At 40.1% G+C, this 19,872-nt stretch carries 17 protein-coding genes, 2 pseudogenes and 1 riboswitch; of the genes and pseudogenes, 7 read left to right on the forward strand and 12 right to left on the reverse strand.

Going from position 1 to position 19,872, the window contains the following annotated elements:
- Positions 1-24: 24 nt before the first annotated feature.
- The 8 genes from M5A78_RS11895 to M5A78_RS11930 form a co-directional block, all read right to left on the reverse strand.
- Positions 25-1,845 (reverse strand): assimilatory sulfite reductase (NADPH) flavoprotein subunit, encoded by a 1,821-nt coding sequence (locus M5A78_RS11895; protein ID WP_248735491.1) that lies wholly within the window; start codon positions 1,843-1,845, stop codon positions 25-27.
- A 77-nt stretch (positions 1,846-1,922) separates the two neighbouring features.
- A complete protein-coding gene (locus tag M5A78_RS11900; RefSeq protein ID WP_248735492.1) occupies positions 1,923-2,666 on the reverse strand; it encodes a sirohydrochlorin chelatase in 744 nt (247 codons plus the stop codon).
- Positions 2,667-2,686: 20 nt separating this feature from the next.
- Positions 2,687-3,463: a uroporphyrinogen-III C-methyltransferase gene (gene cobA, locus M5A78_RS11905; RefSeq protein WP_248735493.1), complete on the reverse strand. Its 777-nt coding sequence runs from the start codon at positions 3,461-3,463 to the stop codon at positions 2,687-2,689.
- Positions 3,464-3,483: 20 nt separating this feature from the next.
- The gene (gene cysC / locus M5A78_RS11910; RefSeq protein WP_248735494.1) at positions 3,484-4,083 is read right to left on the reverse strand and encodes an adenylyl-sulfate kinase; all 600 of its coding nucleotides are present in this window, start codon (positions 4,081-4,083) and stop codon (positions 3,484-3,486) included.
- A gap of 15 nt (positions 4,084-4,098) precedes the next feature.
- On the reverse strand, positions 4,099-5,247 hold the full coding sequence (gene sat, locus M5A78_RS11915; protein WP_248735495.1) for a sulfate adenylyltransferase: 1,149 nt from the start codon (positions 5,245-5,247) through the stop codon (positions 4,099-4,101).
- A gap of 271 nt (positions 5,248-5,518) precedes the next feature.
- A complete protein-coding gene (locus M5A78_RS11920) occupies positions 5,519-6,583 on the reverse strand; it encodes an inorganic phosphate transporter (protein WP_248735496.1) in 1,065 nt (354 codons plus the stop codon).
- A gap of 166 nt (positions 6,584-6,749) precedes the next feature.
- Positions 6,750-7,466 (reverse strand): phosphoadenylyl-sulfate reductase, encoded by a 717-nt coding sequence (locus tag M5A78_RS11925; protein WP_248735497.1) that lies wholly within the window; start codon positions 7,464-7,466, stop codon positions 6,750-6,752.
- Between the two features lie 81 nt (positions 7,467-7,547).
- Complete coding sequence (locus tag M5A78_RS11930; protein WP_406603696.1) at positions 7,548-7,703, reverse strand: YezD family protein; 156 nt, start codon at positions 7,701-7,703, stop codon at positions 7,548-7,550.
- A gap of 64 nt (positions 7,704-7,767) precedes the next feature.
- A riboswitch (SAM riboswitch) is annotated at positions 7,768-7,869 on the reverse strand.
- Positions 7,870-8,665: 796 nt separating this feature from the next.
- Here M5A78_RS11930 and M5A78_RS11935 point away from each other — a divergent pair.
- The 3 genes and pseudogenes from M5A78_RS11935 to M5A78_RS11945 form a co-directional block, all read left to right on the forward strand.
- Positions 8,666-9,043: pseudogene (locus M5A78_RS11935) on the forward strand (C40 family peptidase); the annotation flags it as partial.
- Between the two features lie 525 nt (positions 9,044-9,568).
- Complete coding sequence (locus M5A78_RS11940; protein WP_248735498.1) at positions 9,569-11,560, forward strand: M6 family metalloprotease domain-containing protein; 1,992 nt, start codon at positions 9,569-9,571, stop codon at positions 11,558-11,560.
- Positions 11,560-11,715, forward strand: a complete 156-nt coding sequence (locus M5A78_RS11945) for a hypothetical protein (protein WP_248735499.1) — start codon at positions 11,560-11,562, stop codon at positions 11,713-11,715. Before M5A78_RS11940 ends, M5A78_RS11945 begins: the two co-directional genes overlap by 1 nt.
- 147 nt (positions 11,716-11,862) lie before the next feature.
- Here M5A78_RS11945 and pepF read toward each other — a convergent pair whose 3' ends face one another.
- On the reverse strand, positions 11,863-13,653 hold the full coding sequence (gene pepF / locus M5A78_RS11950; RefSeq protein WP_406603693.1) for an oligoendopeptidase F: 1,791 nt from the start codon (positions 13,651-13,653) through the stop codon (positions 11,863-11,865).
- A 259-nt stretch (positions 13,654-13,912) separates the two neighbouring features.
- Between pepF and M5A78_RS11955 the strand changes: the two genes are divergently transcribed.
- Both M5A78_RS11955 and M5A78_RS11960 read left to right on the forward strand, forming a co-directional pair.
- On the forward strand, positions 13,913-15,019 hold the full coding sequence (locus tag M5A78_RS11955; protein WP_248735501.1) for an AbrB family transcriptional regulator: 1,107 nt from the start codon (positions 13,913-13,915) through the stop codon (positions 15,017-15,019).
- Between the two features lie 223 nt (positions 15,020-15,242).
- Positions 15,243-15,980: a metallophosphoesterase family protein gene (locus tag M5A78_RS11960; RefSeq protein WP_248735502.1), complete on the forward strand. Its 738-nt coding sequence runs from the start codon at positions 15,243-15,245 to the stop codon at positions 15,978-15,980.
- A 61-nt stretch (positions 15,981-16,041) separates the two neighbouring features.
- Here the strand turns inward: M5A78_RS11960 and M5A78_RS11965 are convergent, their stop codons facing one another.
- Positions 16,042-16,605, reverse strand: a complete 564-nt coding sequence (locus tag M5A78_RS11965; protein ID WP_248735503.1) for a DUF2062 domain-containing protein — start codon at positions 16,603-16,605, stop codon at positions 16,042-16,044.
- A 471-nt stretch (positions 16,606-17,076) separates the two neighbouring features.
- On the opposite strand from M5A78_RS11965, the pseudogene M5A78_RS11970 reads away from it, so the two are divergent.
- Positions 17,077-17,163 (forward strand): annotated as a pseudogene (locus M5A78_RS11970) (YjcZ family sporulation protein); the annotation flags it as partial.
- A 79-nt stretch (positions 17,164-17,242) separates the two neighbouring features.
- Complete coding sequence (locus tag M5A78_RS11975) at positions 17,243-17,419, forward strand: hypothetical protein (RefSeq protein WP_248735505.1); 177 nt, start codon at positions 17,243-17,245, stop codon at positions 17,417-17,419.
- A 275-nt stretch (positions 17,420-17,694) separates the two neighbouring features.
- Here the strand turns inward: M5A78_RS11975 and clpP are convergent, their stop codons facing one another.
- Together clpP and M5A78_RS11985 are read right to left on the reverse strand one after the other, a co-directional pair.
- The gene (clpP, locus tag M5A78_RS11980) at positions 17,695-18,276 is read right to left on the reverse strand and encodes an ATP-dependent Clp endopeptidase proteolytic subunit ClpP (protein ID WP_248735506.1); all 582 of its coding nucleotides are present in this window, start codon (positions 18,274-18,276) and stop codon (positions 17,695-17,697) included.
- 30 nt (positions 18,277-18,306) lie between these two features.
- Positions 18,307-19,014, reverse strand: a complete 708-nt coding sequence (locus tag M5A78_RS11985; protein ID WP_248735507.1) for a sigma-70 family RNA polymerase sigma factor — start codon at positions 19,012-19,014, stop codon at positions 18,307-18,309.
- Between the last annotated feature and the right edge of the window lie 858 nt (positions 19,015-19,872).

Consider the following 19,872-nt stretch of genomic DNA (forward strand, 5'->3'; position numbering starts at 1 on the left):
GAAAAAACTCCTTTCCATCCAAAATCAGTATACATCCCGCTGGTAACGTTTTTGTTGTTGCAAATCGGCAAAATAGGCTTCTGCTTTTTCATGGCTCATGCCGCCTTCTTTTTCGATAATCTCAATAAGAGTTTGATGGACGTCATGTGCCATATGCTTCTCATCGCCGCATATGTAAACGGCTGCTCCTTCTTGAAGCCACTCGAACAGTTCTTTACTGTGTTCAAGCATGCGGTGCTGCACATACACTTTTTCTTCCGTATCACGCGAAAACGCAACATCCATTTTTGTTAGCACGCCGGCTTTCAGCCACTTTTGCCATTCGGTCTGGTAAAGGAAATCCGTAACGAAATGCTGGTCACCGTAGAACAGCCATGATTTCCCTTCCGCTCCCATTTCTTCACGTTCCTGCATAAATGAACGGAACGGTGCCACACCTGTTCCCGGTCCAATCATGATGATCGCTGTGTCCGGACTCTGTGGCAGCCTAAAGTTTTCGTTATGCTGAATATAAACTGGCAGTGTATCCCCTGGGTTGAGACCCTCAGCGGCAAAAATAGAGCAGACGCCCTTACGTTCGCGGCCATGTGTGGCATAACGTACCGCTCCGATGGTCAAATGCACCTCGTCAGGATTCGCGCTTAGGCTGCTCGCAATCGAATAAAGACGAGCAGGGATTTTTCGAAGAATGGAGACAAACTCTTGTGCAGTTTCGCCCCATTGACCAAAATCACGGACCAAATCAAGCAAATCGCGACCTGTAAGATATGCTTTTAATTCTTCCTCATTGCCTGGTGATAACAGCTCATGTAAATCCTCATTCGCTGAAATCTTTATCGCTTTTTCAAGAAGCGGTTTGGTTAAAACAGTAATTTCAAAATAAGAGATAAGCGCTTCTTTAAGCTGCCGAACGTCTCCCTGCTTATTAACCGTCACCATTTCTTCCGGATCCCATCTCAATTCCTCAAGAAGTATGTCAACAAGAAACGGATCGTTCTCCGGATAGATACCGAGGCTGTCACCAGGTTCAAACGTGAGTCCTGATCCTTCAAGTGCTAACTCAAGGTGGCGCGTTTCTTTATTCGAGCCACGTCCATTCAAATTGATGTTTTCAAGCACTTCTGCTTTAAACGGATTGGTTCTGGAGTATACAGATTCTACGGCTTGAGGTGCAGATTCGTGAACTTGAGGTGCACTTCCGTCTTGTGTTTCACTTAAGCTGTCAAGGACACCCTTAAGCCATTCGGCCGCTGCCTCATCATAATCAACGTCACAATCAAAGCGCGGATAAAGTCGTATGCCGCCGAGTTCTTCTAGCCGATTATCAAATTCTTTTCCCGTCTGGCAGAAAAACTCATATGAGCTGTCACCAAGTGCCAAAACAGAAAATCGGAGGTCGGTCAGCTTTGGTGCCCGTTTGCTGTGAAGAAATTCATGGAATGTGAGGGCGCTATCTGGCGGGTCGCCTTCTCCGTGTGTACTTACAATAATGAGTAGGTTTTGGACTTCCTTTAACTTTTTCGTTTTAAAATCGCTCATAGAAGAGACGGTTACTTGAAAGCCGATCCCTTCTAGTTTCCTTGCCGACTTCTTCGCCAGTCCTTGCGCATTACCTGTTTGTGATCCGAATAGGATGGTTATTTCTTTTGAAATTATTTGCTCGCTAATATGAGCAGGAAGCGTTCTCAACTGCGCACCTGGTATTCCAGGAATGGATAATGATTGGACCGCGGCAAGGTAGCCGCTCAACCAAACTTTCTGTGATTCTGTTAACGTCGGTAGAATGCGGTTAAGGAGCTCTACCTGTTCCTGATTAAACGGACTGTTCATTACTTGAAGTTGCAACAATACCCACCTCACAAAGGAATATAAGCTTAACCTCTCATAACGACCAGAGGCACTCTTTTTCAATGTTTCGATTACTAAAATTCAGCCACTACCTCCCTGCTTGTTGCCCGTTCGATTACAATATCTTCAATAATTTGTTGGCCGCTCAAAGGAGCAGTGAAGTGAATCTGCTGGCCTTGCTTTTGCCGCTTAAGCACCTCTTGGTTTACTTCAGCGATAAGGAGACCTGAAAATAATAAATAGGGAACGACAATTACCCTGCCGTCAGCTTTTTCACTAATAATCTCCAATCCCTCTCGCAGCCTTGGTTCGGCAGCAGCTAAAAAAGAAACAGAAACATGTTCAATTCCAAGTCGATCCCTGATTCCACCCGCAATCTCAGCAAAGTCAGATTGAATTCCAGAGTCACTACTTCCCCTTCCAACGATCAATAAACGATCCTGTGGGAACACGTTAACTAAAGTTTTCCTGATAAGTTCAGCCACTGCATCAAGAATTCCCCCCTGTACGCCGAAGGGCTCCATTACATTTACTTGAATAGCAGGATAACGAGCCTGCAGTGACCACAGCGTTCGAGGGATATCCTGTTTTATGTGTCCAGCTGCCAAAAGAAATAGAGGGACTACTGTGATTTCAGTCGCTCCCTTTGCTACACATCGCTTGAAACCTTCCTCAATCAGCGGCTCATTCAACTCTAGAAAACTGATTTCTTGTATTGGTACATCTATTCGCCTCTTCACCCTTTGGATAAAAACGTTTACCTCCTCTGTCCCTTTTGCTGAGCGTGTCCCATGGCTAATGTAAAGAATTGCTTTCAAACCAATGCCCCTTTCTGCCCTCATCCATGGACGACTGGTAAATTTGGCACAATTTCCTCATGAAACCAGCTTAATTTTTTGTGTAGACGGACCACCTCTCCAATAACAATCATGCTTGGATTAGATATCCTCGCTTCACTCACCAACAAATCTATCGTCTCAAGCGTTCCAACCACAGTTCTTTGGTCGCTTAATGTACCCCATTGAATGAGTGCGATTGGTGTTTGCGGTGATTTTCCATGCTCGATTAATTGTTTTACTATGCTCGAAAGATGTGAAACCCCCATATAGACACAAATGGTGTCAACTCCATTTGCTAGATGGAACCACTGGTGCTCCGCTTCGACATCTCCTGCCTGATGCCCGGTTATAAAAGCAAAGCTTTTACTCAAGCTTCGATGGGTGACAGGAATCCCTGCATAAGTTGGCGCTGCAATCCCAGCTGTGATTCCTGGAATAATTTCAAATGGAATGTCATGCCTTGCACATTCCTCAGCTTCTTCACCACCGCGCCCGAAAACAAAAGGATCTCCTCCTTTTAAACGGACGACCTGATAGCCATTTTTAGCGTATTTCACAAGAAAGTGGTTAATCGTTTCCTGCTTCATTGTATGGTAATGTGGAAGCTTGCCGCAGTACACCAGTTGTGCCCCTTCTTTCGCATGCTGCAAAAGTTCAGGATTTACTAGCCGATCATATAGGATGACATCAGCTTTTTGCAGGCATCGCAATCCTTTTACCGTAATCAGATCTGGATCACCTGGACCCGCACCTATTAAATAGACCTTGCCACCCATACCCAAACATCCTTTCTCAATTAGATCATGTTCTTTTCTTGAAGGTATTTCAAAATTTGTTCCACAGCATCTTTCACTGTCAAGAGATCAGAATGAATTGTGATTTCCGGTCGTTCCGGTGTCTCGTACGGGGAATTGATGCCTGTAAATTCCTTTATTTCGCCGCGGCGCGCCTTAGCATATAACTGTTTGGGATCACGGCGTTCACATTCTTCCAACGGGCAATCGACGAAGACTTCAATAAACTCCCCTCCCTCAAAAAGGTCTCGAACCTGGTCTCGATCGGAGCGGAACGGGGAAATGAATGCGGTTGTCACGACTGTGCCACTATCAACAAACAGTTTGGCAACTTCGCCAATCCTTCTGATATTTTCAGTCCGATCCTGGTCCGAAAAGCCAAGATCACGGTTTAAACCATGGCGTATATTATCGCCATCAAGGACATATTCATTGATTCCCTGACGGTGCAGTTCATTTGATACAGCATTGGCAATTGTGGATTTACCAGATCCTGAGAGTCCAGTAAACCATAGTACGCTACTTCCGTGCCCATTTTTAATACGGCGGTTTGACTTTGTGACAGTTGCCGTGTGCCATGTGATATTCGATGTATTCGTCATTGTTCAATCTCCTCTCTAAACCGTCTGCTGTTGTTTCAATCCCTCAATCAACACTTCTACGACTTCTTTCCTGCTAAAGGTCGACGGTGGAAGAGTCCCAGAGCGCAGCATCTCTCTTACCTTAGTTCCTGATAGAATGACTCGATCCTCGTTGCTGTGCGGACAGGTTTTATTTGACGCCATTCCCTCACATTTATTGCAATAAAAGCTATGTTCAAAGAACAATGGTTTGATGCCTAGTTCCTCTCCAGTAAATTCACTAAATATGAGCTGTGCATCATAGGTTCCGTAATAATTGCCCACCCCAGCATGGTCACGGCCGACAATGAAATGTGTGCAGCCAATGTTTTTCCGTGCGATTGCATGGAAGATAGCTTCTCTCGGGCCTGCATAACGCATGGCTGCAGGATACACACCAAGCTGAACACGATCTGCCGGATAGTAATTTTCAAGCAGGACACGATAGCTTTTCAAACGGACATCGGCGGGTATGTCATCAGACTTTGTTTCTCCAACAAGTGGGTTGACGAATAGACCATCAACCGTTTCCAAAGCGGCTTTTTGGATATACTCATGGGCCCTGTGAATCGGATTCCTCGTTTGGAAGCCAACAACTGTCTTCCAACCCTTTTCTTCAAATAATGCCCTTGTTTCTCGAGGTTCGAACCACACGTCGCTAAATACCCCTTTTTCTTGCTTTTTCACAAGGGTCACTTCGCCAGCCACGTAAATCGATCCTCTTTCATATAGTCGTTTAACCCCTGGATGGGCAAGTTCTTGAGTTTTATATACCTCAAGTGCTTCTTTGTCTAAATCCGGTTCATACCATTCAGAAACTTTAATCACTCCATAAACTTGGTTTTCAAAGACTAGCTTGATTTCTTCTCCTTCTACAAGTGTTCCGGCCGTTTCATAAGAAACAGGAAGCGTCACAGGAATGGACCAAATCGTTTGGTCCTGAAGGCGCATGTTCGCTACAACAGATTCATAATCGGCTTTTCCCATAAACCCGGTCAGCGGACTGAACAGCCCAACACCGATCAATTCCAGGTCGCTCTTAGCGATTGCGTCAATTTCAAGCTCTTTTTCGACATGGGTAAAATCAAAGTATGGGTCAAATGCATCAATAAGTTTTCCTCCATGAGGTCTTGGTAAAAATGACAACAGAATCAAACCCTTTCTCTTTTTTAAATGGTTACTCGCGAAAAATTTGCGATTTTTAAGAGTTTTTTGAGAAAACACCTCTTTCATTGATGTGCTTTAGGCATCTATTTGCGAATACCGACGTTTTATTTTTGATAATAAGACCTTTATTTGGGAATACATTTAGGTTATTTGCGCTAACAAGACGTTTATTTGTGAATACATCTAGGTTATTTGCGAATATCAGTCTTTTATTTACGAAGCAAACCTTTGATTCAACAATCTAACAATATTATTCTTTTACAGTCTTGGGCGCTACCGTTATCGAAGTCCTTCTTTTCATTAATGACAGCACACCGAACACGGAAATCAAGACTCCTCCCATTGCGATGATTGGATAGAAATTATGTTCAATGATCAAATTTATGAGCGTGTATGACAGTACCATTGATAGAACGGGTGAAACAATCCAAACAGTAAGCATTTGTACAACGATGTCTTTTTTCAATACCGCCCTGCCATGCTTGGCAAAGCCAATTCCGATAATCGAAGATGTCGTAATTTGTGTCAGCGGAACTGGAATCCCGAACAAGGATGCAACCGTAACAATGCTCGCGCCTGTTCCTGAGATCACACAACCCTCTTCAAGTCTGAGGGCCGTTATTTTTTTACCGTTTGTTTCGAGAACACGTTGTCCTAGCAGAAGTGCCCCTGTAGCCACGAATAATCCACCCCAGAAAATTCCGTTTCCCGTGCTGAGGATTTTGGCACCGACAAGCGGTCCAACCGCATTGGCTACATTATTCATCCCAGCTGAAAAACCTTCAAACAACCCCATGAATACCACAAGAGCGGCAAGGAAAGGAACAGATTTTCGCGCTTCCATCCATCTTTTGAGCCTCTTGTTTTTTAACAGGTAGGAAGCAAGGATGGCAATGACAAAAGCAGCTATAGGTGTAAGGAGCCAAAAAAACATAATCCAGACGAGATTGCTCAGAAATATGGATTGATAGACGATCCCTGCCCCGACCACAGATCCAACCGCAACCTCACTAGTAGAAAGCGGAATTCCAAAGATATTTGCCAAAAATAAAGACAAGGCAGCGGAAGCTAAAACGATCAAGGCAATGGGTACGGTAAAGGTGTTGCTAGGGACAATCCCATTGCCGATTGTTTTAACCACTTCACCACCGCCAAAATAGGCCCCTAGAAATACAGCGATACCGCAGAGCAATAAGGCCAGCCGTTTGTTAACCACACCTGATCCGTAGGAAATACCCATTGAAGCCGCTGCACCACTCGCTCCAATATTCAATGAAAAAAATAATCCTATCGTAATAGCCAATATTGTAAGCAAAAGAAAATTCCTCCTTTATACCGCATGAACGAGCAGTAATCCCCTTACTTAAAAACTTGATAAAACCTAGAGGGGAATGTGAAGGATTAACGATCTGTAAATACCGATTGGTCTAACCAGCAATTAGTAAAAGGGTGTGGGACCCCTCCACTATTTGAAGTTTCCATTAGCGATCGTGCAAACCACACTCCGTCTTGTTGCTTCCCGCCCAGCGTCCTGCACGTGAATCACCACTAGCTTCTTTTGGTTGGGTACAAGGAAAACAACCAATGCTCGGGTAGTGATGGTCATGCAATATGTTGTACGGGAGGTCTTTTTTCTTGATGTATGACCAAACATCATTCCAAGTCCAGTGAATCAATGGACAGATTTTAATATTCTGAAATTTTTCATCTTTATTAATGAATTCTGTGTTTGCCCTTAATAGTGACTGTTCTCTGCGAAGCCCCGAGATCCAGGCATGCTTTCCTGCCAACGTCTCTCTTAATGGAATGACTTTTCGGATATTACAGCACTGATTTGGTTCCCTTTTCCATAAAGCCGAACCATATCGTTCCGCTTGTTCGTCGAGACTAAGGTTTGGTTGTTTCCGCTCAATTCTTAATGTCGGGAAACGCTCCTCTATTCTGTCAATGACCTCATAGGTTTCCGGAAAGTGTAATCCTGTATCTAAAAAGACAATATCGGCATCTGGTTTAATCTGCTGAATCAGGTCAATCAACACAATCGCTTCTGCACCGAAACTTGAGGCATAAACAATCTTATCCTCAGGATAAGACCGGTAAGCCCACTCTAGTACAGAACGTGCTCCTATTGTTTCATCACCATAATAAAAACTGTCAGATATTTGGTTCCAATTCTTATAAGTTATAGTTACAGTCATTGCTTCAAACCTCCTATTTACCCACTAAAAAAAGGCAGCCTCCCACGCAGATAAGGTGGAGACCGCCTCTAGTTTTTCTAGTCAGCGATTTTTATTCGAATGAAGACGAACCTTTTCATTTTTCTCAAGTTGCACAATTTTTCCATCTTGGACAATTAGTGTAATTGAGCCAAATTTTAATGTTACCAGCATTTTCTCAAGATATGCAAAGATTTCTTCCCTCTCATCTGATTTCAGCTTGAATCGCCCTCCTTTTAATAATACATGAACATTAAGACAGGCGTTATGACTGCTGGTTAACACCTTATCATCCAAAATGAAAATCATTTTGCTGGAATTAGCACCTTGCTTTGCAGGTTGCCGGGCTTCATTGGGCCATTCCCTCAGCCACTCTTGATAAGCGTTTTAATAATTGATGAAATTAATCCTATCATACCAATAGGTTTTGTGTAAATAAAAATTTTTTAATTTTTCAAATTTTGGATTTCCATCAACTTCTTTACCTTTACTGTAATAAGGTGGAGGGCGATGTCCATGTTAGAAAGCATTTTCATCAAATTGCCAATAAGTTTGTTAGGAAGGAATTAGCGATTAATACAATTCAGCATTAAATTGAAATCACTTTGTGAATTGGATTGTAAAAAAACGAGCAGTTCCATATGGAAACTGCTCGCCTTCATGAAATTGTAATACTCTTGTAACGTAACTGTCAGAATGATTTGTTAAATATTTGGTATAGTAAATAGTATGAACATTTTGAAAATTAAGGTAAAGTTATTAGAATTAAATTAAATTATTTTAAAAAGAAAGTAGTGGTGTAAATGATCAAAAAAATGTTAGCACTTTTGAGCTTAATCATCATGCTTGCTGGAGTTGGGAACGATTTTTTCATCCAAAAGGTTAATGCGAAATCGTTAGGTGTGTTACAAAATGAAAAGGATTTGAATCCTATAAAGCTACCTACCACTCAAACGATTCAAATATCAGCTGAACCAAAATTTCCTAATCATCAAGGAAACATTGTTAGCTTAAATCCCAGTATGAAGCGACTTTCTACGAAAACTCAAGAGGATAATCAGGAAAAATTAAAGATAAATATGTCAGAAGTCGATAAACTTGAAGAAGATATTACTGTTTTAAATGGAAAGTTAGCCGCACAGTCAAACATAGAAGCTACTACCTCTATTGAAAGTGAATACATAAGTACGGTCATCAATGCAGGAAATAAGTATATTGGAAACTCTGTATATGTGTTTGGTGGCGGTAGAAATGCCAAAGATATTGCCAAAGGAAGATTTGATTGCTCCGCCTTTGTTCATTGGGCGTTTGCACAAGCGGGTCTAGAAATCGGCTCTAATACAGATGCCATTAAAAAGGAAGGGCGTCAGATTTCTCCCGAAGAAATGCAGCCTGGAGATTTAGTGTTTTTTGATACGTATAAAAAAGACGGACATGTAGGTATCTATATTGGAAATGGAAAATTCATTGGCTCACAAAGCTCTACCGGTGTCGCTATAGTAGAAATGACAAATAGTTATTGGAAAAACGCCTTTAAGGGGCATGTAATTCGAATTTAAGAAAAAAGGCTTACCTTTTACATCAGCACTGTCTTTTTATCTGTGGATTCGCTGGCCATGGATCACAGTCACTAGACATCCAGATTGCTAAAAAATGGAATTTTTACGTGAAAGTACAACTTTTACAAACTAGGTTTGTCAATTTAAGGCTATAGAGGAACCAGAAATAGTTTTTTTATCTAGGACCTTAATGTTAGGCCTATTTGGACTTGTTTAAAGCCCTAATCTCTCCTATTACTATTAAAAAATGGATAAAACCATCTCTTATTAAAGCATGATTTCTATCTAGGAAACTGCTATCTTTTTAAAGAAACTTCCCGAATGCCGCACCATTAATAGATGTATAACTTGAAAAGTGAATACTTTTCTTCCCTAGCTTTCATTATTTGGAAGGTAACAAAACTGAGTTTTCCAGTGATTTAGGACTAAACGACTATTAAAAATTCAGACTTTTGTATATATTTCGATTATTGAAATAATGATATCATTTACATGTACATATTACTATTTTAGGAGGTTGATGGATTGAAGCAATTGAAGAGGACTCTCATTTTTTTGGTTAGTTTTTTGACTGTGGCTGTATCTTCGACAGTCTACGCTGCACAACCGGGATTATCAGATTTCCCCCAACCGGTTGACTCCCAGTCTTGGACTCTTCCAAGGGATATGACGTGGAATGATTACCGTCCCGTTCCTGGGGTTGACTGGAACACTGCAAACATTGAAGCAGAAAGGGTCATCAAGGGTACACTAATCATTGTAGATTTCCAAGATCGAGAATTTATCTTAAGCCAACCTGTAGGCTCGGAGATAGCCGGTAACCCAATTGGTACTGGAAAAATACCTCGCAATCAACTCGGTAAGTTTTGGGAGGATTTTCTCAATAAGCCTTCTGCATTTAATAACTACCGAACAGTAAATGAATACTGGAGAGAGAATTCATTCGGTAAGTGGAAGATCGAACTTAAAGCTTTCGGTCCCTATAAAATGGATGGTAATGAATTCGAGTATGGTCTTAACGAGTTCGGGCAAACAGTAAACATGCCTGCTGGTTTCAAAGGAAGAAATCTAAGGACTGAGGCAGTTGCAAAAGCTCAAGCTGATATTGCTGCTTCAGGAGAAAAGTTTGATTTTAATTTTATTGTCCATGCTGGCTACGACGAATCGGGAGTTTGGCAAGAGTTTGGCGAAATGATGTTTCAAAATGCGAATGCGGTAACAAATCCATTCGGACCAATTGTTGCCGGTACGAATGTCCCTGGGATGCCTAACTCTGCTGTTACCCGTTATGTCCCATGGACCTCCTGGTATGCTGCTAAAAGTATTTGGTCAAGTGCAGGTGGAGGTACATCTATTCAAGGGGAAAATGATGGTATGGGTACCTTCGCCCACGAATTCGGTCATATTATGACCCTGCTTGATAATTACAACAATCCTTATGCAATTCCTGTATCCAGAACCTACTCCGGTCCATGGGAATTAATGAGTCGCGGTAGTTTCAATGGCCCAGGGGGTCCACACACACGCTGGATGGTCCCATCAACTTTAGGGGCATCTGCTCCATCACACCATATGCTTCGCAATAAAATTAAACAAGGCTTCCTATCACCTGATCAATATCTTAACCTTGACCGTGACAAGCTAGCTGAAACCGGGCCAGTCTTCGCTGATATCCTTGCACGCGAGGTACCGATTGGCAGCGAATTTGGGCGTACCGGATTACAAGGTATCAATATTACCATGGTCGATAACACTCCAGCTAACTCTCTAAAAGACGATTGGCGTGCTGACATGCAACGAGGCGCGAAATGGTACAATAACTATACACTGGAAGTAGTCGATCGTGTTGGCTTTGACTCCTTTACCCCAGACTCCGGTGTATTGTTGGCGAAAACAAAGAATAGTGAATCAGCACCTAACATCTGGGTAGTTGACTCTCATAAGGAAGATATTAATCAAATAGACTTCAAAAGGCCTGATGGTTCAACTGCGATGTTTTCCAAGGGGGATTACCAACAGTTGGCAGATGCCCTCTTCAAGGCAGGGACCGCTGATGGCGTTGTCAGTGAGTATACAGATGAGTATAATCGTCTCCACTTCTACATTTTAGATAAGAAATATGACGCTAAAGGGGCTCTTTCTTATCGTGTGGCAGTACGACATATGGATGGTGCGGGTTCATTTGCTCGTGGCGTAGCAGTTACCAACGGTAGTTCAGAATTTGCTACACCAGGGAAGGTAGCAACCTATTACTTCAATGTAACGAATACTGGAAAAGCAACGGACCTTATCCGACTTAATGCCCAAACCGATGCTGGCTGGGAAATCCAGTTACAACATAATGTAATTGAAGTAGAAGCAGGTAAAACAGTAGCTGTACCGGTTTATGTGAAGATTCCTAAAGGTGGTAAAGTTCAACCGGTTCCTACCAACCTTACCTTTACAAGTACATCAGAGACTGATCCAGGAAAGACGGCCACTGCAACAAACCGAGTTGGCCCTGGTAATGGAGAATAATGAAAGGTAGTTTAGGAGGAAGTGCCGTAATGGTACCTCCTCCTTTTTCAATTTTATCGCGCTTCAAGGGACTCTTTACATTAGGCTTTGTTCTCTTTGATGTTGATGGTTTATTAAACGAAACGAACGGTGACCCAGATAATTTAACAAGCTAAGAATTAGAACAATTATTCAGTTAACATAATAATATTCCAATAAACTTTATTTCATACACCGAATTGGTAATGTGGTGTTAGGTACTAAATAAAACAGGCAGCCTCAACGGGAGTGCCCGTTATAAATTTCATATTTAACAATGCTATTTATATCTGTGCGAATTCACTAACTAAGGCATCGAATCGTTTAAGGGCCTGATTAATGGGTTCAGGTGTGGTTAAATCGACTCCTGTTTTCTTTAATAATTCTAGTGGATAATCGGAACTTCCACTCTTTAAAAAGTCTAAATAAGCGGTTAAGGTTGTTTCATCCCCAGCTAAAAGCTTCTCGGCAATATGAATAGCGGAGGCAAAGCCGGTTGCGTATTTGTACACATAAAATGGTCGATAAAAATGAGGGATTCTCGACCAGCCATATTTGACTTCCTCATCGAATACCACTTCATCTCCATTGTATTGTCTAAACAAGGATTCGTATAATTGATTAAATACTTCTACGTTTAAAGGTTTACCTGATTCGGCCATTTCATGGGTAATCTTCTCAAATTCAGCAAACATAACCTGCGTATAAAAAGTTCCTCTAAATTGGTCAATAAAATGATTGAGTAAATGCTTTCGGATCTCATCTGAAGTTTCTTTGTTAAGTAGATAGTTTATCAGTAATACTTCATTCACTGTTGAGGCCACTTCTGCTACAAAAATACTGTAACCTGCTGAAATTCTCGGCTGGTGTGAACTGGAATACCAGGAATGCATCGCATGCCCAAATTCATGGATCATGGTAAACATACTGTCTAAATCATCATGCTGATTTAATAGGACAAACGGATGTACACCATACACCCCTAAATTGTAAGCACCGGAACGCTTACCCGGTGTTTCCCGCACATCAATCATTCTGCCATCTTTAAATATTTTCAGTGTACCTAGGTAGTCCTCCCCCAGCGGGGCTAATGCATTCAAAATCGTTTCATAAGCCTCATCATATGAAATTTCCATTTTTATACCATTTACAAGCGGAACATTTAGATCATATTGACGCAGTTCCTCCATTGCTAGCTTTTCTTTTCGAATCGCGGTATAACGGTGAAGTGGGGCAAGATTTCCTTTCGTTGCCGCAATCAGGTTTTCATATACTTCTTTTGGGACCATGTCTCCGAACAGGCCCTTCTCTAATGCTGACGGATAGTTCCTTAGGCGTGCAAGGGTTACGTTGGTTTTGACATTGGCAGCCAGGGTGGAAGCAATCGAATTTTTAAGCTGAAGATATGGTTTGTAATAGGCTTTATATGCCTCTTTGCGCTTATTCCTGTCGTCATCTTCAATCAGCTTGGAGTACATGCCACGCGTTAATTCCACTTTCACTCCTTCATTGTTCGTTACATCGCCGAACTTAATATCGGCATTATTGAGCATATTGTAGGTATTACTTGGTGCACTGAGTGCTTCACCTAGATGGGATAAGATTTCTTCATTTTCCTTAGTTAACACATGTGCCTTATACCGGTATGCTTCGAATAGATCCTTTTCAAAGTATTGCAGTCGCGGTTCGTTTTGAATATACTCCTTCAAGGTGCTTTCTTCCAAGCTTAGTAAATATGGCATAAAGAAGGATGTTGCCGCACTAAGTTTGACCGCGAGCTGTTTTGCCCGATCTACCAGCGACTGTGCCAATGTATCCCTCGTGTCCACATCTGATTGCAGCATTCCATACACATAAACTAGATTGAATTTGCTTGATACCTCTTCTTTTTCCGATAGATAAAGATAAAGGGAAATTCCATCGTGGATCGCACCATCATATTGTTTTAATTTTGCTGTCATCTGTTCGATGAAGTGATAATCCGCTTCCCAGGATTCTATGGATGGATAAATATCCTCGATATTCCATTTTTCTTTGTCTGGTACATCTGCCCTGGATTTATATGTGTTCGTCACATGCATCCCCCCAATTCTTTTTTTAAAAGTTTCTATATTTTTTATTATAATGTATATTCGACTGAAAATAGTGTAGGACTGGATTGTTTTCCTTTAAAATTAGCATAACTCCTGGCCCCTTCTTTCAAGAATATTTCATTATTTCCTGGTATGTGAGGAAAAGCTTCCTTTTTCACATGTCACCCATTAAAGTGGTAAAATAGTAAAGTAGCGAAACGAAGAATTTTGCACACTAATTTTACAGACTGAAGGGTTTCCATTGATAAATCTTACAATAAACCATAACGATAAAAGGATTTCGTTCTTCATTACCTTATTTATAGCCTCTATTGGCGGCTTTGTATTTTCTGTGCTTCATACCCCGATTCCATGGCTGCTTGGGTCGATGATTGCCGTATTCATCGGTTCTAGATTTAGTCCAGTTTTGCTTTACTGGCCAAGCTGGATTCGAAATATTGGGTTAATGATCGTTGGCTATTCCATCGGATTATCCTTCACGAAAACAGCTCTTTTTGAAATTGGTGGGAAATTGCCTTCTATGCTTCTGATGACAGTTTCACTTGTCGCCTTTTGTTCCGGAATTGCTTTTGTTGTCTCCAAACTTACTGGTGTAGACTATCCAACCGTTCTGACGGGAAGCATTCCCGGCGGCCTGTCACAAATGATTATTTTTGCCGAAGAAATGAAAGGAATCGACATCACGACCGTAACGTTTCTGCAGGTAGCAAGATTGATGATGATTATTTTCTTTGTTCCTTTTCTCATTTTCGGACCGTTTTTTAAAAATGCACCCACACATTCAGTCTCGGATTTGGTCTCTAAAGGTGTACAAGCTCCGGAACATCTTGTTCCAATGATTCTTTTATTTGCTGTCATTTGTTGCCTATTTGCTTATCTTGCAATGAAATTGAAGTTTCCTACTCCTTTTTTGCTTGGCCCGATATTAGGAACTGCTGCCTTTACAATATCTGGTCTGCATGGACCACAACTGTCACCTGCGATTTTAGACATTTCGCAATTGATGCTTGGCGGCTATATTGGACTGTTATTAAAGCCAGAAAAACTAGAACATAAAGCGAGAATCATTACACTTGCCATCATAAGTGGTCTGGTAATGATTTTAGGCTCATTAGGCTTAAGCCTTCTGCTTGTCTATCACAGCCATATCACCCCATCAACTAGTTTTTTAAGTGTCGCTCCAGGTGGAATGGATCAAATGGGAATCCTTGCCCACGAAGTACATGCTGATTTATCCATGGTTACAGGATACCAATTATTTCGACTCTTTTTTATCTATTTTGCTGTACCGCCAATACTACGATTGCTATTTAAAATTGGAAGGAGAAAAAGAGTAGGGACAACTTAAAACTCTCAGCTTCCGCTTATCAACACACAATTAATTAAGCGGTTTCCATTTAGGAAACCGCTCACCCTCATTCATTCTTCATTTTATTAATCCTACCTTAAACACTTTCGGTCATTCACTCATTTTTTAAATAGGTATTTCAGATTGGTGTCAGGCACCAATAAAAGGTTGAATTTTTTTTACACAAAGTTGTTAAACTAGTTAAAAAATGGAGCGAAAAAAGATGAAGAATAAATTAGCCATTCTAACTGATATTCATGGGAATCGTTCTGCGTTAACAGCCGTTTTAGATGAAATTGATAAAGATAAGGAAATCGAACATATCTATTGTTTAGGAGATTTAGTAGGGATCGGATATGAAACGAATGAGGTTCTCCAACTGCTATTCTCACGTAATGATATTTCTTTTGTCCTGGGGAACCATGATGAAGCAATCCTCGATATTATTTCGGGCAGAGAACCATACAGCAAGGGAAAGGAAAGAGACCATCATAAATGGATTGCTTCCCATCTAGATCGAAAATTTATTCAGTACTTAACAGCAATCCCTACCACTATTACTAAGAGTTACAACGGAAAAATATTCCTTTTTCTTCACTACCATTTGAATGAACATAATCAGTTTTTATCTGTGGATAAAGAACCCGCATCAGAGAAACTTGACGAACTATACCGAACATCCAATGCGGATATTGTTTGTTTTGGGCATCATCATGTCGTCCACCACTTTAAATCAAAAGAAAGATTATATCTTAATCCAAGTTCCTTGGGCTGCTATCACAAGCCCCTAGCCCCCTTTGCAATCATGACAATTGGTGAAAAAGGAGAATTAAACGTCACCTTGAGAGAAGTCCCGTATGACAATAAAGAGTTTTTATTGGGTTATAACAGACTAAATGTACCTGATGCTGATTATATTTTAAAAATCTTTCATGGTAATCAACATTTGAATTATTTGTAAGCATCATGATAGTAGCTTAGCACCAGCTAATTAAGCCCTTTCATTTAGCGAAAGAAAAAACTTAGATTAAATTCTCATGGATTTTATTAATCCTAATCTCATGTTTATGGCGTCTTCTTATCAGTCTTTTCGTTTTTTCTTTTTCGTACAAATAATAAACAATAAAGTAAGAAATAAAGCTAAGGACGATACCAAAAAGGGTCATTCCGATTAAAGCATGAACTCCTCCATGAAGGAGACCTACCAAACAATGGAAATCACCGTGCAGTAATTTTTGAAAAGAAAAAGAGTTATTGTGACCTATTCTGACTTTCATTGGAAAAATAATTTTCCCAATTTTTCTGGCAAAAGGTAAAAGAATAACCGGGAGAAGGGATAGTTTTCCAATAACATTACCAATAATTGATGCAGGGATAGAACCTTTCGCCAAACGGACAATAGGAACAAACAAGATATATATAAGTGAAGCCGTTGAAATCACTAACATTTCCAAGCCAAAGCCAAGGGCAAATCCCAATGATACCTTTTTCGCTCCACCAGGAGAACGAAGAAGTTTGGTGAAATTTAACTTAAAAGCACGTCCAAGTCGTTGAAAAAAATGATACTTTTTTTGTTTTATGCTCATAAGGTAATCTCCCTTTTGAAAATAGTTAAGTTTATTATATTCTAAATAGGCCATTACTTCTAACCTTTTTAAAAATGTTTTTCATTACGGGATAGAAGCAAGCTAACAATTTACTCCCGTAACGTTTGTTCGACTATACAACTTATTTTACACATTAATTATTAAAAATTCATAAATTAAATATTAGATTATCGTTAAATAATATTTTGAAAAAAACTATTCATAAAGCCCACTTTCAAAATAGATAAATAACGGAAGAATTGCACCAGGTAGGTTAGGATGTGAGTGTTTTTGAATTTGTAAAGAACTCGATCGATAAATTTGGCATATAAAAATTGGATGTTTGTCCAATCAATCTTAGTTCTAAGAAATATAAATAAAGTGTGAAGTGTTTTTCCTTCCAAAAATGCTAAAAGGTGGTGAAAGGTTATGTGTTATGGATCATATGGTTATGGTGGTGGCTATGGCGGTGGCTATGGCGGCGGCAGTACCTTTGTTTTAATCGTTGTATTGTTCATTCTGCTTATCATTGTTGGAACTTCTTTCATGAGCTACTAAATGGTACGGAACTCCGTTCAAATTTGGTGGTAAAGTGTCCAATTGAATTTAATCTTCTAATGAAAGGAGGATGAATTTAATGACATTTGGATTTAGGGGATTTGATCGAAGAGATAGGTTTTTTCGAGATGGCTTTAGAAGAAGACGATTTTTCCCCATTGAAATTGAAATCGAAATTGAAAGAAGAAGACGGATTGAAATAGAGATAGAGCTAGAAAGAAGAAGACGATTTGAATTCGGAAGAAGACGCTTTTAGTATATAAATATCTATAGTTCTTCCTTTGGCCTCCAGGCCTTTTTTTTGAGCCATGAAACAACAATTTATCGTTTTTCCAGAAATATTACTTTCTCTTGTCCCTAGAGGAGCATGTCTTATTAAAATTCAATAAATATATTTTTTTTAAGAAAAAGCATGGCGAACAACAAAAGCAATACGTTTTAGGTTCAATCGTATTGCTTTTGTTGTTGATAGTGGAATGAGTTCGGCAGAATTCTGTATTCCTCACCTGATATAAAAACCCTTTATATTCCTCAATTTGGATAAAGAATCTCATCAATAATTCCGTACTCTTTCGCTTCCTCTGCACTCATGAAGTAATCCCGATCGGTATCCTTAGCCACCTTTTCCACCGGCTGTCCGGTCCGCTCGGAAATAATTTGATTGAGGTGCTCTTTTAGCTTTAAGATCCTTCGCGCCGATATTTCAATTTCTGTTGCCTGCCCTCTTGCTCCACCCAATGGTTGATGGATCATGATTTCACTATTTGGCAGGGCAAAACGTTTTCCCTTCGTCCCGGCTAGGAGTAACATGGCTCCAAATGAGGCTGCCATCCCAGTGCATATCGTTCTTATATCTGGCTTAATGTATTGCATTGTATCAAAAATGGCAAACCCCGATGAAGTTACTCCTCCTGGACTATTGATATAGAGGGATATTTCTTTATCCGGTGCGTCTGCTGCTAAAAATAATAATTGGGCTACAACACTATTAGCCGTGTTATCGTTTATTTCTTCACCAATGATAATAATTCTGTCTTTTAACAACCGTGAATAAATATCATAGGAACGCTCCCCACGATTGGATTGTTCGATCACATATGGGATAGTACTCATTAAAAACTCCTCCTTGAAGCGATTAATTGGCTATGCCGCCATACAGAGAGTGCTTGTAGGAGAAAAAGGTTGAAACGACCGTAATTTCCCTGAGGCGACCTTAATAGGAACGTCTCCAATGCTTGTTATGAAAGGAATGGATTGAATCAGGAAGGCTGGGTCTTGCTTTTTTAATACTTCATAAAAAATGTCCGAAAGCTGCTCTCTTTCTTCCTTGTTCCAAAATGCATCAAAGGAATACGGTTCTTCTTCTTCACTAGCTTTTTCTAAACGCTTTTTCGCACGATGAAGACTAGCCTTAACAGCCATTTCTGTCGTGTTTAACATATCCGCTATTTCCTTCAGCTGATATTGAAACGCCTCTTTTAACATGAAGATAACGGCTTGCTTTGGGGTAAAATGTTTCACCAGCAGGTCTACGGTATTCATCATTTCATCCAGTTGATTCGTTACAGCGTTTTTAACGCTGCTGATATCAGCCTCAATCGTTTCATTTTTTCTTTTTCGAAGAATATCAACCCAATGATGGTAGGCAATTTTGTTTAACAAAGCAGGGCTCATCTGTTGCTGTTGATATTTTAATGCCTTCAGATAAGTTTCTTGGACGATATCGTCTCCATCCCATGAGTTTTGTGCGAGAAAACGGCAATATTGCTGGAGTTTTGGATAATGTTTGATCCAACACCCTTCTTCCTGCTGTAAACTTTCTATGTTGTTAGGACAAAGCTTCTGTGACATGGTTTTCACTCCTTTTTGCACTCTCTACCCTATAAACGTTTCTCGGTGAATAAAAAGATATGGGGTCACAAACTATTTTTAAAAGATAAGAAAGAAATTTTCGACATTGAGAATTGTCCAGCTCCAGCGCCCTAGCGACTAGAGTGCTTCCCTCACCTCCCTACGATAAGTCAACATCGGTTCGCTAACGCTCACCGTGTTTCCTTTATCTCAGTCGGTTCAGTCCAGCCCTTACGTCGCTGACCAGGACGCTTGCGCTTTTCTTATAATATATGCTTTTTATAACAATTATCACATAAAAGCGAGGTAGGCAAATCAGATTCCCTTCATTTCTTAAAAATTTGCACTTCATTTTTTTGAACTTTGCAATTAATGCAGACTGAAGAGTGTAATCGCTTTCAATATTAATATAACTTCGATGATTCATTTAAGATTTTTTGAATAAAGAATTTTGGATGTTTTTGCTGAAAAAAAGTGATGGACTATTTTTTAAAGCCTGATATAATCCATATAGATACTAATCAATATTTTAAAGGTGGGCATTATGGGGAACACTTGTAGGTATGTTGTCAACGCTCTTGGAAAAGGTGGGGAAACATATTATACTCTTTGCAAAGATAAACAAGAATTAAAGAATTGGATTACCAACAATAGAGAGAAAATAATTATGGATGAGATAATGATTACGGATAAACATCAAAGTCTTTTTTCCAAATGGTTCAGCTCTAGAAAACTATATTAAAAATGAGACGCCACTCTGGTAGGAGTGGCGTCATTGTTTATTTATTCGTCTATTTCTCGTATTCTCATACGCAATTCTATCATTACGAATCTTGGATTTCAAAAATAACATATTTA

Origin of the sequence: Neobacillus rhizosphaerae (assembly GCF_937468385.1) — a bacterium.
GTDB classification, from domain to species: domain Bacteria; phylum Bacillota; class Bacilli; order Bacillales; family Cytobacillaceae; genus Neobacillus; species Neobacillus rhizosphaerae.